This window comes from Polaribacter porphyrae (assembly GCF_002954685.1).
Lineage (GTDB): Bacteria > Bacteroidota > Bacteroidia > Flavobacteriales > Flavobacteriaceae > Polaribacter > Polaribacter porphyrae.
In genome coordinates this window covers 2,554,011-2,568,759 of record NZ_MSCN01000001.1, presented here as the reverse complement: position 1 = coordinate 2,568,759, position 14,749 = coordinate 2,554,011, and the positions used below count along the sequence as shown (strand labels likewise).

The window sequence follows — 14,749 nt, the reverse complement described above, 5'->3', positions numbered from 1 at the left end:
TATATTTCTTCCCTTTGGGAAGATTAAAATGGGACTTTAATATCCGATTTCCCACCTGTTTTTTCTAACAACTTCACTTCTTTAATTACCATTTTTTGGCTGATGCTTTTACACATATCATAAATGGTTAAACACGCAATATTTGCACCTGTTAAGGCTTCCATTTCTACGCCAGTTTTTCCAGTAATAGTTACTTTGCAAAACACATCTATATGTTCTGAGTCTGTAATATTAATATCAATATCTACTCCATTAATTAGTAAAGGATGACACATAGGTATTAAATCTGATGTCTTTTTTACACCTTGAATTCCTGCAATAATTGCTGTTTGAAAAACCGGTCCTTTTTTGGTGATTAATTCATCATTTGTAAAATGAGAAATGACCTCTTTCCCTAAAAACATAGTTGCTTTAGCAATTGCAGTTCTTTTGGTAATGTTCTTATCAGAAACGTTTACCATTTTAGGATTGTTTTTTGAATTTAAATGTGTAAAAGCCATTTAAATAGTTTTTAGTTTAATTATATTTTTTAAATCAATTAAGATTTTTACGCTTGTTTCTTTACAAGCTTCAACTTTAAATTTAGCATCTAAATTATATTTTTCCTTATGTTTTTTTACAATATCTATAATCTCATTCAGACTTAATATTTTATCTTGAATAGATATTTTGTTTTCACAATCAACATTAAATTTCAATGTCTTATTTTTATTATTACAACTTAATAAAAAAAATAAACTAATAAATAATACCTTTTTCATATTTATCTATATCTAATTACATTATAAACCTCTCCACTTTTAAACTCACTTTTATCATTTGGCAATTGAATAAAAGCATCTGCATTTACTAAACTTGCCAAATCTCCAGAACCATTCCCTTTTATTGGAGTTGCTAAAGTATGACCAAACTTATCACTTAATTTTACTTGTAAAAAGTAAGTTAAATTGGGTTTAAATAAAACGTCTTCTGTTAAAATTGCTGTTTTTTCTTGCATTTCAATTCCTACAGATTTGTAATACCAAGGATAAAAATAGGCTAAACAATTTCCAAAAGTAGAGATTGGATTTCCAGGAAATCCGAACACAATACAATTATTAGTTTGTCCGTAAAAAAAAGGTTTCCCTGGTCTTTGAGCTACTCTATGAAATAACTTTTCCACTCCTAGTTCATCAAAAACTTGGGGTAAAAAATCAAATTTGCCTTTACTTACTGCTCCACTAAAAAGTAAGACATCATATTCTTGTAAATAGGTTTCTATTTTTTGTTTTAAAACAGTTTTATCATCTGTAATATGAGCAGTCTCTGATGGAATATTTAAACGCTCTAACAAAGATACCAAAGTAAATACGTTACTTCTTCTAATTTGATGTTCCAATGGAATTTCATCTACTCCAACCAATTCATCACCTGTAGAAATAATCATCACTTTTGGCTGTTTTGCAACTTTTACTTTGGATTTACCCACTGTTGCCAAAACTCCAATTTCTGCTGCTGCTATTTTTTTGTTTTGATGAATTAAAATATCTCTAACTTTACCATCTTTTCCTTTTGGATGTACATTTTGATTCTCATGAATGCTATCAATAGTAATAGTTGCAATTCCATTTTTGATGGTTACATCTTCATATCTGATGACTGTATTTGCATTATTTGGCAAAACAGCCCCTGTCATTACTTCAATACAGTTTTCTGAATTTTGAAGTGTGATTTGTTTGCTTCCGGCTGCTTGAATTCCCTCAATATGAAATGCTCTTTGCCCTTTTTCAAACGCTTTATAGTCGATAGCAATTCCATCCATAGAAACTCTATTGAAAGGTGGAAAATCTCTATCTGCAACAATTTCTTCTTTTAAAATTCTGCCTACAGATTTAATAAACGGAATTTCTTCAATACCAAAGTTTTGAGTTGAGTTTAATATGATGTTTTTTGCTTCTTTTACTGAAATCATCCAACTACCATTTTACAAAACTAATAAACTGATTAAACTTTTCTATCCCTAACTCTTTATCATATTCTCGTTCAAATTGTATTAACTTATCTGGTCTTGAGTAATACTTGTAAAACCATTTCTTTTCAGTACTGTCAAAATAAATTCGAAGCATTTCTCTACCTAATTCAATTTTTTCATAAATACTCATCGTTAACATTGTGTGGTTTGATATTGTTCCAAAAACCCTATCACTGATTTTAGATTTGATGATATAATCAACTAAATCTAACATTGGGGTTAATTCAAAATTATGATTATCTATCAAATCCGAATAAAAAGATCTTGTTTCATTCCAAGGTTTAATTGGGTAAAATCTTGGTATATATTCTTCTACTTTCATATATTTTATTTTTCATATTCCTGCTTACACAAAAGTGACAAGTTAAGTTTCCCTCACAAATATATCACAAAAGTGCTTCTTCCCTTTGGGAAGATTAAGATGGGCTTTTACCCCCCAATTGTACTCATACTTTCAGAAACATTTCCTTTTTTACGGTTAGCTTCAGCTACAAAACCATTTTCTGGCTTATCTTTTACCAAACTTAAAAACAGTGCTGCCAAATCGTCATTAGATGCTCCATTTCTGATGAAATCTCGCAAATTAAAAACTCCATCATCAAACAAACAATTTTTAAAAGTTCCTGTAGATGTAATTCTGATTCTATTGCAATCATTACAAATAGTTCTGGTAAATGCAGGAATAATACCCACAGTTCCTAAATGATTATCAATCTTATAATTTCGTGAAGTTGATGATTTTTCAGATTGAATTTCTTGAACATCAAACTCCATTTTAATTTCGTTTAAAATCTTTTTGAATGTCCAATTTTCTTGCATTTCACGTTGACCTTTTCCGTTAAAAGGCATTTCTTCTATAAAACGAACAGTAACATTTTTATCTTTCGTTAATCTTACAAAATCTGTAATTTCATCAGTATTAAAACCAGATTGTACAACTACATTTAGTTTTAAATTTAAGCTACTTTTTTCTAAAAGTTCAAAGGTTTTATAGACTTCTGGATACACATCTCTACGTGTGATTTTTGCGAATTTTTCTCGGTTTAAACTATCAATACTCAAATTGATGTTTTTTACTTTTTTAAGCTGCTCTATTTTATCAATATGATGCGAAATTAAAGCACCATTTGTAGTAATATTAATAGCATCTAACAAATCGTTATAAGACAGCATTTCTAGAAAACCCACAAAATCTTTACGTACAAAAGGTTCTCCTCCTGTTAAACGTACTTTATGAACGCCTAATTCTGTTAAAACACGAATTAATCTGTACATTTCTTTAAAAGTGAGTAATTCTTGTCTTGGAACAATATTTATTCCATGAGCAGGCATACAATATTGGCATCGCAAATTACAGCGATCTGTAACTGCCAATCGTACATATTCTATTTGTCGCCCAAAATTGTCTTTTAGTTTGCTCATTTAATTTGGTAATTTCTTGCTCACTAATCCATATAAAAATGCGCCCAAAAGTGCACCTAAAAGAATGATTAAAGCTGGTAACCATTTGAATCCTAAAATCACAAAAACGGGTGCAGCACAGGCTCCTGAAATTCCCCAACCTAAACCAAACAAAGTACCTCCAAAAATAGTGCTAATAAATCCTTTTTTCTTTGGTTTTGGAATGATTTTATTGCCATTAATATCTTTTATTTTTCCGCTTTTAAACAATTGCATTATAATTACGGATAATACAACTGCACCTCCAATAATGCCAAACATATGAAAAGATTTAAAGGTAAACATTTCGTAAAAACGATACCAAGAAATAGCCTGAACTTTACTCAAAACAATTGCGAAAAAGATGCCTAATAGTAAAAATTTTATATTCTTCATTTTGATTTTTTTATCCTGCAAGGTCTTTTTTTGACCTTGTAGGTGTATATTCATTATTTACTTACAAATGTTTTATTTTTTATGAATACCTACAAGGTTTTTAAAACCTTGCAGGAACAATTATTTCTTTCAAAATAATATTGGAATTAAAAACCAAGTAGCTATAATACCTCCAATAAAAAAGCCAATTACTGCTAATAAAGAGGGCAATTGCAAACTACTCAAACCTGTAATTGCATGACCTGAAGTACAACCTCCTGCATAACGAGTTCCAAAACCAATTAACAAACCAGAGATTAAAAGAATTAAAAATCCTTTTAATGAAAACACAACCTCATCACTAAAAATTTCATCTGGAAAATATTGATTCCCAACATTAGAAAAACCCAAATCTGTTAATTCTTTTACGGTAGTTGGATTTAAATCTATAGTTTGATTTGGAATTAGGTAATTGGCTGAAATAAATCCGCCAATAATTAATCCAATTACAAACATCAATGCAAAATCTCTGTCTTTCCAGTCTTTTTTAAAATAATCTGATACTTTACCTGCACCAGCCATTGTACAAAGTGTTTCAAAATTGGTTGATGCTCCAAAATTTTTACCAAAATAAAAATAGAGTAATAATGAAAGTGCAATTAGTGGGCCACCAATAAACCAAGCCCAAGGTTGTAATATAAAATCCATCTTTAAATCTTATTTTTTAAATAATTCATAATCAGATTTGTTGCTCCAAGGTTTTCTTGAATGTATTTTTTGTTGATGATTCCTGTTAGACTTCTAAAATTTTCATCTTCTTTTAATTTAGAAAAAGTATCCGAAAATTCTTTTTGATTTTTGATAGAAACACATCCACCAATTTTAACCAAATCTACAGCTTCTTTAAATTTATCGTATTTATTCCCAATCACTACAGGAATCCCAAAAGTAGCAGGCTCTAAAATATTATGCAAACCTGTTTTTAAGCCTCCACCAACATAAGCAACGTTTGCTGCTGCATAAATTTTGGTTAGAATGCCAATTGTATCAATTATAAAAACTTGATATTCTTCTAAAGATTGCTTCACTTTGTTCGCAATGACATCAGAATATAGAATTGTTTTTTTGTTGATTGATTTTTGAAGTTCTGAAATTGCATCCGATTTAATATTATGTGGTGCAATGATAAATTTTTCATTTTCTGATGCGTAGTTATTGATATAATTTACCAACAACTCTTCATCTTCTTGCCAAGTGCTTCCAGCAACTATAGTATATTGATTGTTCTTGAATTCAGAAATATAATCAAGATGATTGTCTTGTTCCAAAATTTTTGAAACACGATCAAAACGTGTATCACCTGCAATGGTTACATTATCAAAATTGATAGAATTTAATAGGTCTTTAGACTTTTTATCCTGTACAAAAAAGTGATGAAAAGCATGTAAAGTCTTTCGCATAAAACCTCCATAACTCTTGAAAAACAATTGTCTATCTCTTAAAATTCCAGAAACTAAAATGGTAGGAGTTTGCTTTTTATGAAGTTCGTTCAATAAATTAGGCCAAAATTCGTACTTGATAAAAATTGCCATTTTTGGATCCACAATTTCTACAAATTTTTTAACATTCGATTTCGAATCTAAAGGTAAATAACAAACTACATCTGCCAAATTGTAGTTCTTTCTAATTTCATATCCAGAAGGAGAAAAAAAAGTAACCAAAATTTTATAATTGATTTGTTTCTTTTTTATTTCTTCAATAATTGGTCTTGCTTGTTCAAATTCGCCTAAAGAAGCTGCGTGAAACCAAATTGTTTTTTTGCCCTTTAATTCTGATATTTTAGAGAATGTATTTTTTCTTCCATCAACAAAAAGTTTTATTTTTTTATTGAATAAAGCTACTATAGGTAAAATTATTTGAGCCTTAAAAATGAATATGTTGTAAATAAAATTCATGAATAGTAAAAGTACAAATTCAACTTAAATTAAGAACACAAAAAAACGCTCAAACATTGTTTGAGCGTTTTTAATAGTTTTATCTTTTATTTCTTAAGCCTCAAATGGCGTTACTGAAACATAAGATTTATTATCTCTTTTTTTTCTGAACTCAACAATACCATCAACTCTTGCATGTAAAGTGTGATCTTTACCCATGTAAACGTTTTCTCCTGGATTGTGAGTAGTTCCTCTTTGACGAACAATAATATTACCTGCAATTGCAGCTTGTCCTCCAAAAATTTTAACACCTAGTCGTTTCGATTCTGATTCTCTACCATTTTTCGAACTTCCTACACCTTTTTTATGTGCCATTTTCTTGAGTTTTTATAAGTTAAAGTTAAATTAGCTGGTTATTTTTCAACACCACCATCTAATTTATCTTGTAATTCATTTAATTCGTCCCACTTACCATCTGCTGCTAATTGAGCTTGTGTTGGCCAAGTATCTGTAACATGATTTCCACGAACACCAGCAATAATTTCAGAAATCTTTGCAGGTTCTGATTTTGCTAAATCTGCAAAAGTTACAATTCCAGCTTCAGCTAAAGTACTTGCAATTTTAGGTCCAATACCTTCAATTTTCTTTAAATCATCAGCTTTGGTAGCTTTCTTTGGTGTCGCTTTTTTTACTTCCTTTTTAGGAACTTCAACAGTTACTTCAGCTTTAGCTTCTTTTTTTGGAGCCGCTTTTTTAGCTGTTTTTTTTGCACCACTTGCAGTAATAGATTCAATTTGAATCTCACTTAAAGACTGTCTATGTCCATTTTTCTTTCTGTAACCTTTTCTTCTTTTCTTTTTAAAGACGATTACTTTATCACCTTTTAAGTGACTTAAAATTTGAGCTGTTACTGATGCTCCTTCTATAGCTGGGGCGCCAATGCTTACTTTACCATTATCATCGGTCAAAAGAACATTATCAAAAGTTACTTTTGATCCTTCTTCTCCTTGTAAACGATGAACGTAAACTTTTTGGTCTTTTGCTACTTTAAACTGCTGCCCTGCTATCTCTACGATTGCGTACATACTATTTGTTTTGCGTATTTATACTTGAACTTTGCATTTACTTATCGAAAATGCGGGTGCAAATATACATTTTTTTATTGAAAATCAATAGATAACAGTATCGAAAATTCATTTTTCTAATTATTGTTTCAATTTTATTATTTAACCTTTTTTTAGGTTTTCGTTTCTTATTTTTGCAAATATCTAAATTTGGCGTTAATTTTTATGTAACAAATAGAATTCTATAGCGTCAAACACAAAAATTAATTTATCATAAAAATTAAAAACCAATGAAAAAAAGTATGTTATTTCTTGCTATAATAGCAGTATTTGCTTTGTCAGCAAATGCTCAAAAAGTAGCCTTTGAAGAGTATGATTTAGATAATGGACTACATGTAATTTTACATCAAGATAATTCAGCACCAGTAATTACTGTTGAAGTAATGTATCACGTAGGTGCTAAAGACGAAGTAGATGGTAAAACAGGTATGGCTCATTTTTATGAACATTTATTATCAACAGGAACTAAAAATATTGAACGTGGTAAATGGAGAGAAATCCAATCTTCTAGAGGTGGAAATGGAAATGCTAGTACAAACTGGGATAGAACTAATTACTACCAAACTTACCCTTCTAATGAATTAAAATTAGCTTTATGGATGGAATCTGAACGTATGTTTCATCCTATTATAGACCAAAAAGCAGTTGATACTCAAAACGAAGTTGTGAAGGAAGAAAAACGCCAAAGAATGGACAATGCTCCTTATGGAAAAGTTATTTATGGTGATGTATATAAACATATTTTTGATGATCATAATTATGGAAGACCAATGATTGGTTATATCAAAGATTTAGATGCCGCAAAATTAGAAGAATTCGAAGATTTTTACAATACTTGGTATATGCCTAACAATGCTGTTTTAGTAGTTGCAGGTGATTTTGAAAAGAAACAAGCAAAAGCCTGGATTGATGGTTATTTTTCTGAAATACCAAAAAAAGAAGCACCAAATAGAGTAAAAATTGTTGAAAAAGAAAGAACATCAGAAAAAAGAGTAAAAGAATATGACTCGAATATTCAATTACCTTTAATTGGTATTGCATTTAAAACTCCCTCTTTTAAAGAGAGAGAAGCCAAAATTTTAGATGTGATTTCAACTGTTTTAAGTAATGGAAAAAGTTCTAGACTATATAAAAAATTGGTTGATGACAAAAAAATGGCACTACAAGCATTCTCTTTTTCTAGACCTTTAGAAGATTACAGTGTTTATATTATTGGTTCTATTTTAGCACAAGGAACAGATAGTGATGCATTAATAAAAGAAATAGATGAAGAAATTATAAAACTACAAACAGAATTAATTTCTGATGAAGACTTACAAAAAGTAAGAAACAAGTTCGAAAATCAATTTGTAGCTTCAAATTCAAGTATTAGAGGTATAGCAACTACTTTAGCTACAAATTATATATTAGCTGGAGATACTAATAGAATTAACAAAGAATTAGAAGTTATTAATTCTATTACAAAAGAGGAAATTAGAGAAGTGGCTAAAAAATACTTGGCAAAAAATAGACGTGTAATCATAGATTACTTACCTGAATCACAAAAAAAATAATTTAATCAAAAGAAAAATAATGAAAACCAAGATATATTCAATAATCACAGTCTTATTTTTATCATTAAGTATTTCTGCACAAGTTGATAGAACTAAAATGCCAGAATCTGGGCCAGCCCCAAAAATAAATATTGGAAAACCTAAAAAGTTTAAATTAAAAAATGGGTTACAAGTTTTAGTTGTAGAAAACCATAAATTACCAAGAGTTTCAGTAACCTTAGATATAGACAATCCACCAAGAGTAAAAGGAAATAAAAAAGGTGTCGAAAATTTTGTTGGAAGTATGTTAGGAACAGGTTCTGCAACAATTTCAAAAGAAAAATTTGACAAAGAAGTAGATTATTTAGGAGCTAATATTAGTTTTAGATCTGAAAGTGGCTTTGCTAGTTCGCTTTCAAAATATTTTCCAAGAGTACTAGAACTAATGGCAGATGCTGCTTTAAATCCTGTTTTTTCGCAATCAGAATTTGATAAGCAAATGAAACAAGCTTTAGATGGTATTAAAAGCTCTGAAAATAGTGTTACAGCAATTGCTAACAGAGTAGATAGATTGTTAACTTATGGTAAGAATCATCCTTATGGCGAATTTATATCAGAAAAAACATTAAAAAATATCACTTTACAAGATGTAAAAGAGTATTACAAAAAAGTTTTTAGACCTAATAATGCTTATTTGGTTGTTATTGGTGATGTTAATTTTAAAGATGTAAAAAAGCAAATAAAAAAATTGTTTAGTGATTGGGAAAAAGGTGAAATGCAAACTCAAACATTACCTGAAGTTGCAAACCCAGATACTGCAGTTATAAATTTTATAAATATGTCTAATGCTGTGCAATCTGAAGTAGCTATTATAAATGCTGTAGATTTAAGTATGAATGACAAAGATTACTTTGCTGTTTTACTTGCCAATCAAATTTTAGGTGGTGGTGGAACTGGCAGATTATTTAAAAATTTACGTGAGGATAAAGGATATACTTATGGATCTTATTCTAGTATTGGATCTAGTAGATACACTTCTCGTTTTAAGGCATCTGCATCTGTAAGAAATATGGTTACAGATAGTGCTGTTGTTGAGGCTATGAAAGAAATTAATAAAATTCGTTACCAGAAAGCTACACAAAAAGAATTAGATATTGCTAAAGCAAAATATGTTGGAAACTTTGTTAAAAATGTAGAAAATCCTGCTACTATAGCTGGTTATGCTTTAGATATTTTACAAAATAATTTGTCAAATGATTATTATGAAAATTATTTGAAAAATATAAATGCTGTTACTTTAGACGATGTACAAAATGCAGCTATTAAATATTTTAAAGGTGATAAAGCTAGAATAGTAATTACTGGTAAAGCAATTGATGTGCTTAAAAATCTTGAAAAAACAGATTATGTAATTAAGTATTTTGATAAAGAAGGAAACCCAACAGAAAAGCCAGAAATGACAATGCCAATTCCTAAAGGGATGACTGCTACAAAAGTAGTTGATAAATATATGGAAGCTATTGGAGGCAAAGATAAAGTAATGTCTGTTAAAACCATGATGATGGTTGCTAATGCAACTATACAAGGTACACCAATTGTAATGACAGTTAAAACTGCAGCACCAAATAAATCAGCTACTACAATTTCTGTAATGGGTAATGTAATGCAGAAAATAATTTTTAACGGTGAAACAGGATATCAAGAAGCTAGAGGTCAGAAAATGAACATGCAACCTGCTCAAATTGAAGAAGCTAAAGCAGGAATGCAACCATTTGCTGATATAGCATATAAAAACGGGAAATTAGATAGAATTGAACCTGTAGATGGTGTTAACTACTATGTTATAAAAAGTGGAAATACTGAAATATTCTATGATATAAAAACTGGGTTAAAAGCAAAAGAAGTAAAAACTAACAAATTACCTAATGGTAAAGAAATAAAAACTCCAACTAATTTTAGTGACTATAAAGAAGTTAATGGAATTTTATATCCTCATAAAATAAATCAAAAAAATGGTCCTATGACTTTAAATTTTGAAGTATCTGAAGTAAAAGTTAATGAAGGTGTAACTGATGAAGATTTTAAATAAAATCATAATTCATCAAAAATAAAGAAAAGAGTCAAAATTTAGGTTTTGACTCTTTTTTATTTCGCTTTGTTTACTAAATAAACTCCAAATAGAATTACAATTCCTGCTACTAACTGAATAAAACTTAATTTTTCCCCATCTAAAATTCCCCAAAAAATAGCTACAATCGGTATTAAATAAGTTACAGATGATGCAAAAATAGGTGTTGCAATATGTACCATTTTGTTGTAAAATACTTTTGCTATTCCTGTACCAAAAACAGCAAGAACAGTTATATATCCCAAAGAAGTTAATCCTGTATTGCTAAACTCAAAGGTTGAAAAAAATCCAGTAGAAACAAGTACAATTAAAGCTGGGATTACTAATAATAAAAAATTACCAGCAACAATACTAAAAGCACTTACATCACTTAAATACTTTTTAACAATATTTACATTTAAAGCATAGCCAATAGAAGCCAGAACTACTAATAGAGAAAACCAATAGTTTTGATTTGGGTTTAAATCTGCTCCTTTTAAAATTAAAATCACTGTGCCAAATAAACCTATAAAAATTCCTATTAACTGTTTCTTTTTAAAGGTAAATCCAAAAGCAATAGCCCCAAAAATAAAGGTATTAAAAGGAGTTAAAGAACTTAAAATTGATGCTATTGAACTGTCAATTCCTTGTACAGCATAAGCAAACAAAAAAACAGGAAAAAAAGTACCTAATAAAGATGTTGTAAAAATATGCTTGTAGTGCTTTTTTTTAATTTTTTTTAAACTATTAAACCCAAATAACAATAAGAATAATCCAGCAATTAAAATTCGCAGTGCACCTAACTGTATAGGATTTAAACCAATTAGTGCCTTTTTCATTAAAATAAAAGAGCTTCCCCAAACTAAAGCAAGTAAAATTAAATACAACCATTTTTGTTGTTTATTATTCATTTTTGCTGAATTTATTTTGGTAATCAGTTAAAGTTTGTGCAAAAATCAGACAATTATTTAAACCACTTCATTTTTATTAATAAATTTGTATAATAATTAAATCGTAAAATCTAATGAAAGCTCAAAAAATAATATTTTCAATAGCCATAGCTTGCTTTGTAATAACTGGATGTAAAAAAGAAATCCAAGAAGTAAAAAAAGAAAATGTTGCTTTAGCTATTTCTGGAATGACTTGTGAGATTGGTTGTGCCAAAACAATTCAATCTAAATTATCTAAAAAAGAAGGTGTCTTAAGTGCAAAAGTTGTTTTTACAGATAGTATTGCTAATATTGAATTTGATGCCAATACAACTTCAAAAAAAGAGCTAATCGCTTTTGTAGATGGAATTGCTGGTGGAGAATTATATAAAGCTTCTGAAACTTCTAAAAAAGTAAATAGTAGTAGCAATAAAAAAGCAGAATGTTGTAAAAAGGATAGTAAAGGAAACATGACTTGTTTGGAAGATTGTAAAATGGCTTGTTGTGCAGATAAAAAAAGCTAGAATTAAAACAACAAAATAATAGAAAAACCAGTGAACTAGAGTTCACTGGTTTTTTATTTTTCTTCTAAAAGCTGTATTTTTAATTAAAATTTAAGTTATTATTTGAAACTTATAAAATTTACAAAAAAAGGTATTTATTGCATTCCAGGGAAATTTTATTTAGATCCTTGGTATCCTGTAGATTATGCGATTATTTCTCATGGTCATGCAGATCACTCAAGAGCAGGAAATAAACATTATTTGTGTCATAATGACTCAAAAGCGATTATAAAACACAGATTAGGTCAGGATATTTGTATTGAAAGTTTGGGTTATAACGAGCCAAGAAATATAAACGGAGTTCAAGTCAGTTTTTTTCCAGCAGGTCATGTAATTGGTTCTGCTCAAATTCGTTTGGAATATAAAGGTTTTGTAGTTGTTTTTTCAGGTGATTATAAAACGCAACCCGATTTTATTTCCACCCCTTTCGAACTCGTAAAATGTCACGAATTTATTACAGAAAGTACATTCGGTTTACCAATTTATAAATGGAAAGAAGAAACAGCATTGCAAACACAACTACAAAATTGGGTCTTACAAAATCAGCAAAATAACAGAACCAGCGTTTTTTTAGGTTATAGTTTAGGAAAAGCGCAACGAATTATGAAATTATTAGAAGGTGTAGATGATACGTTTGTACATTCTGCAATCCATAATTTGAATGAGGCTATTTCTAGTTCAGGAATCGAGCTCCCAAAAACGACATTGTTAAATTTCGATTTTAAGAAAGCCGATATTCAAAATAAAATAGTCATTTTACCACCAGCTTTATTGGGTTCTAGAATGTTGAAGAAAATACCTAATACAGCAACCGCAATTTGTTCTGGTTGGATGCACATTCGTGGAAATCGAAGATGGAAAGGTGTTGATGCAGGTTTTGCTGTGAGCGATCACGCAGATTGGGATGGTTTATTGGAAGCTGTAAAAGCCACAGAAGCAGAAAAAGTATACGTAACTCATGGTTCACAAGCTGTTTTTTCTAAATATTTGAATGAAATCGGCATTGAAGCACACGAATTAAAAACCGAATTCGGTGATGATGAATTGGCAAATGAAGCCGAAATTAAAACTGAAAAAGCAGATTTATGAAAGACTTTTCTAACCTAATTAGCGCTATTGAAATCACCAATAAAACCAATGCAAAAATTGATGCTTTGGTAAACTATTTTAAAAGGGCACCAGACAAAGATAAACTGTGGTTAATTGCTTTATTTACAGGAAAAAGACCTTCAAGACCTGTAAAATCGAACTTAATGAAAAGCTGGGTGATGGAAATTACGCAACTTCCTGAATGGTTATTTTTAGAAAGTTATTCATCAGTGGGAGATTTAGGAGAAACCATTGCACTTTTATTGCCAAATCCAGAACATAAAATAGAAAAACCATTACATATTTGGGTTGATGAACTCATCAACCTAAAGCCAAAAACAGACGAAGAAAAAAAAGAATATGTTTTAGAAGCTTGGAACGGATTAGAAGCACAAGAACGTTTAATTTTCAATAAATTAATTGGCGGAAGTTTTAGAATTGGAGTATCTAAAAAGACACTAGTTAACGCTTTAGCAAAATTGTCAGGGATTGATGCTAATCAATTGATGCATAGTATCATTGGTAATTGGACACCAAATACAATCACCTTTGATGATTTGTTGAATGGAAAACACATTAATTATGATAATTCCAAACCTTATCCGTTTTGTTTGGCCTATTCTTTAGAGAAAGAATTAGAAGATTTGGGAGAGACGAATGAATGGCAAGTAGAGTATAAATGGGATGGAATTCGTGGGCAAATTATCAAAAGAAAAGATGAGGTTTTTATATGGAGTAGAGGAGAAGAACTAGTCACAGAACAATTTCCGGAATTGGTAGAAGCAGTTGCTAAATTAGAAGGTAGTTTTGTAATTGATGGTGAAATTTTAGCCATAAAAGACAGTGCAGTTTTACTTTTCAACGATTTACAAAAAAGATTGAATCGTAAAAATGTAACTAAAAAATTGATGGAAGAAGTTCCTGTTGGTTTGTATATTTATGATATTTTAGAAATTAATGAAGTCGATTTACGTACTTTTTCAATGGAAGAAAGACGTACTAAATTAGAACAGCTATTTAACACAAATACAAGCGATAATTTAAAATTATCAGAAATCATAGATTTTAAAAATTGGAACGAATTAGATGCGTTAAGAAATGCTGCAAGAAGTTTTAATTCAGAAGGTTTAATGTTAAAGAAAAAAGATTCCATTTACCACGTTGGAAGAAAAAAAGGCGATTGGTGGAAATGGAAAGTAGATCCATTAACCATAGACGCTGTAATGATTTACGCCCAAAAAGGAAGTGGAAGACGAAGTTCTAAATACACAGATTATACATTTGCTGTAAAAAATGAAGACAAATTTGTAACAGTTGCCAAAGCATATTCTGGCTTAACAGACAAAGAAATTACAGAAATTTCTAAATGGGTAAACAAAAATGCCATCGAAAAATTTGGACCTGTAAGAACTGTAAAACCAGCATTGGTTTTTGAAATTGCATTCGAAGGAATTGCATACAGCAAAAGACACAAAAGCGGAGTCGCCTTGCGTTTTCCAAGAATGAAACGTTGGCGAAGAGATAAAACCGTAAAAGATATTGATACAATTGAAAGTGTTAAAGCGTTAATTGAAGCGAATTAAGTTGGCAGTTTTCAGTAAGCAGTTCAAAATGAATAAATAAGTAACAGATAAAGTATAATAAA

At 29.8% G+C, this 14,749-nt stretch carries 16 protein-coding genes; 5 read left to right on the top strand and 11 right to left on the bottom strand.

Annotation, left to right across the window (positions count from 1 at the left end; all coding sequences use genetic code 11):
- Positions 1-23: 23 nt before the first annotated feature.
- From moaC to rplU, 10 genes are all read right to left on the bottom strand, one after another.
- Positions 24-500 (bottom strand): cyclic pyranopterin monophosphate synthase MoaC, encoded by a 477-nt coding sequence (gene moaC / locus BTO18_RS11445; RefSeq protein ID WP_105016349.1) that lies wholly within the window; start codon positions 498-500, stop codon positions 24-26.
- Positions 501-698 carry a hypothetical protein gene (locus BTO18_RS11440; protein WP_146106922.1) on the bottom strand — a complete coding sequence of 66 codons (198 nt, stop codon included), beginning with the start codon at positions 696-698 and terminating at the stop codon, positions 501-503.
- Positions 699-763: 65 nt separating this feature from the next.
- On the bottom strand, positions 764-1,951 hold the full coding sequence (locus tag BTO18_RS11435) for a molybdopterin molybdotransferase MoeA (protein ID WP_105016347.1): 1,188 nt from the start codon (positions 1,949-1,951) through the stop codon (positions 764-766).
- Between the two features lie 4 nt (positions 1,952-1,955).
- Entirely contained in the window at positions 1,956-2,333 is a 378-nt protein-coding gene (locus BTO18_RS11430) for a hypothetical protein (protein WP_105016346.1), read from the bottom strand.
- Between the two features lie 107 nt (positions 2,334-2,440).
- Positions 2,441-3,433 carry a GTP 3',8-cyclase MoaA gene (moaA, locus tag BTO18_RS11425; RefSeq protein WP_105016345.1) on the bottom strand — a complete coding sequence of 331 codons (993 nt, stop codon included), beginning with the start codon at positions 3,431-3,433 and terminating at the stop codon, positions 2,441-2,443.
- Positions 3,434-3,847: a YeeE/YedE thiosulfate transporter family protein gene (locus tag BTO18_RS11420; protein WP_105017564.1), complete on the bottom strand. Its 414-nt coding sequence runs from the start codon at positions 3,845-3,847 to the stop codon at positions 3,434-3,436.
- Between the two features lie 129 nt (positions 3,848-3,976).
- Positions 3,977-4,534, bottom strand: a complete 558-nt coding sequence (locus BTO18_RS11415) for a YeeE/YedE family protein (protein WP_105016344.1) — start codon at positions 4,532-4,534, stop codon at positions 3,977-3,979.
- A 2-nt stretch (positions 4,535-4,536) separates the two neighbouring features.
- Positions 4,537-5,781, bottom strand: a complete 1,245-nt coding sequence (locus BTO18_RS11410) for a 3-deoxy-D-manno-octulosonic acid transferase (protein WP_105016343.1) — start codon at positions 5,779-5,781, stop codon at positions 4,537-4,539.
- Positions 5,782-5,874: 93 nt separating this feature from the next.
- On the bottom strand, positions 5,875-6,135 hold the full coding sequence (gene rpmA / locus BTO18_RS11405) for a 50S ribosomal protein L27 (RefSeq protein WP_105016342.1): 261 nt from the start codon (positions 6,133-6,135) through the stop codon (positions 5,875-5,877).
- A gap of 38 nt (positions 6,136-6,173) precedes the next feature.
- Positions 6,174-6,845, bottom strand: coding sequence for a 50S ribosomal protein L21 (gene rplU / locus BTO18_RS11400; RefSeq protein WP_105016341.1), 672 nt, complete (start codon positions 6,843-6,845; stop codon positions 6,174-6,176).
- Between the two features lie 269 nt (positions 6,846-7,114).
- Between rplU and BTO18_RS11395 the strand changes: the two genes are divergently transcribed.
- On the top strand, positions 7,115-8,437 hold the full coding sequence (locus BTO18_RS11395) for a M16 family metallopeptidase (protein WP_105016340.1): 1,323 nt from the start codon (positions 7,115-7,117) through the stop codon (positions 8,435-8,437).
- Positions 8,438-8,456: 19 nt separating this feature from the next.
- A complete protein-coding gene (locus BTO18_RS11390) occupies positions 8,457-10,505 on the top strand; it encodes an insulinase family protein (protein ID WP_105016339.1) in 2,049 nt (682 codons plus the stop codon).
- 56 nt (positions 10,506-10,561) lie between these two features.
- Here the strand turns inward: BTO18_RS11390 and BTO18_RS11385 are convergent, their stop codons facing one another.
- The gene (locus BTO18_RS11385) at positions 10,562-11,434 is read right to left on the bottom strand and encodes a DMT family transporter (RefSeq protein WP_105016338.1); all 873 of its coding nucleotides are present in this window, start codon (positions 11,432-11,434) and stop codon (positions 10,562-10,564) included.
- Positions 11,435-11,547: 113 nt separating this feature from the next.
- On the opposite strand from BTO18_RS11385, the gene BTO18_RS11380 reads away from it, so the two are divergent.
- The 3 genes from BTO18_RS11380 (at position 11,548) to BTO18_RS11370 (ending at position 14,687) form a co-directional block, all read left to right on the top strand.
- Positions 11,548-11,976, top strand: coding sequence for a cation transporter (locus tag BTO18_RS11380; RefSeq protein WP_105016337.1), 429 nt, complete (start codon positions 11,548-11,550; stop codon positions 11,974-11,976).
- Between the two features lie 102 nt (positions 11,977-12,078).
- Entirely contained in the window at positions 12,079-13,104 is a 1,026-nt protein-coding gene (locus tag BTO18_RS11375; RefSeq protein WP_105016336.1) for a ligase-associated DNA damage response exonuclease, read from the top strand.
- Complete coding sequence (locus BTO18_RS11370) at positions 13,101-14,687, top strand: ATP-dependent DNA ligase (protein ID WP_105016335.1); 1,587 nt, start codon at positions 13,101-13,103, stop codon at positions 14,685-14,687. The genes BTO18_RS11375 and BTO18_RS11370 overlap by 4 nt, the downstream gene beginning before the upstream one ends.
- Positions 14,688-14,749: the final 62 nt, after the last annotated feature.

Bases quoted from the DNA above. Each gene is read 5' to 3' on its own strand.
- moaC (WP_105016349.1), bottom strand. From the start codon at position 500: ATGGCTTTTACACATTTAAATTCAAAAAACAATCCTAAAATGGTAAAC.
- BTO18_RS11435 (WP_105016347.1), bottom strand. From the start codon at position 1,951: ATGATTTCAGTAAAAGAAGCAAAAAACATCATATTAAACTCAACTCAA.
- BTO18_RS11430 (WP_105016346.1), bottom strand. From the start codon at position 2,333: ATGAAAGTAGAAGAATATATACCAAGATTTTACCCAATTAAACCTTGG.
- moaA (WP_105016345.1), bottom strand. From the start codon at position 3,433: ATGAGCAAACTAAAAGACAATTTTGGGCGACAAATAGAATATGTACGA.
- BTO18_RS11420 (WP_105017564.1), bottom strand. From the start codon at position 3,847: ATGAAGAATATAAAATTTTTACTATTAGGCATCTTTTTCGCAATTGTT.
- BTO18_RS11415 (WP_105016344.1), bottom strand. From the start codon at position 4,534: ATGGATTTTATATTACAACCTTGGGCTTGGTTTATTGGTGGCCCACTA.
- BTO18_RS11410 (WP_105016343.1), bottom strand. From the start codon at position 5,781: ATGAATTTTATTTACAACATATTCATTTTTAAGGCTCAAATAATTTTA.
- rpmA (WP_105016342.1), bottom strand. From the start codon at position 6,135: ATGGCACATAAAAAAGGTGTAGGAAGTTCGAAAAATGGTAGAGAATCA.
- rplU (WP_105016341.1), bottom strand. From the start codon at position 6,845: ATGTACGCAATCGTAGAGATAGCAGGGCAGCAGTTTAAAGTAGCAAAA.
- BTO18_RS11395 (WP_105016340.1), top strand. From the start codon at position 7,115: ATGAAAAAAAGTATGTTATTTCTTGCTATAATAGCAGTATTTGCTTTG.
- BTO18_RS11390 (WP_105016339.1), top strand. From the start codon at position 8,457: ATGAAAACCAAGATATATTCAATAATCACAGTCTTATTTTTATCATTA.
- BTO18_RS11385 (WP_105016338.1), bottom strand. From the start codon at position 11,434: ATGAATAATAAACAACAAAAATGGTTGTATTTAATTTTACTTGCTTTA.
- BTO18_RS11380 (WP_105016337.1), top strand. From the start codon at position 11,548: ATGAAAGCTCAAAAAATAATATTTTCAATAGCCATAGCTTGCTTTGTA.
- BTO18_RS11370 (WP_105016335.1), top strand. From the start codon at position 13,101: ATGAAAGACTTTTCTAACCTAATTAGCGCTATTGAAATCACCAATAAA.